Raw genomic sequence first — 221 nt, 5'->3', positions numbered from 1 at the left:
TGCCCGCAGACAGTGACGGGTTCACGGACCGCAGCGATGACCACGGCGACAGCCTGTCCGTGGAAGATCTGGCCGCCTTCAACGACGCCAGCGACGATGACACGACGCTTGATTGGGAAAGCGACGATGCGTCAGATGATGGCATCATCGAGTTCAACCTGCCCGAGGCCGACGCCCCGCAAACGGACGCACCCGCCCAGCCGCTCGACACGGACGCCAGC

Annotated in this window: 1 protein-coding gene; it reads left to right on the top strand. The window is 65.2% G+C overall.

Going from position 1 to position 221, the window contains the following annotated elements:
* On the top strand, window positions 1-221 hold a 221-nt coding region (locus A3714_RS17930; RefSeq protein ID WP_197463363.1), incomplete at both ends, for a hypothetical protein.

This window comes from Alcanivorax sp. HI0007 (assembly GCF_001635525.1).
In the GTDB taxonomy this organism is placed as follows: Bacteria; Pseudomonadota; Gammaproteobacteria; order Pseudomonadales; family Alcanivoracaceae; genus Alcanivorax.
Note: the sequence above shows the minus strand (reverse complement) of the source record. Positions and strands in the feature narration are given on the sequence as shown.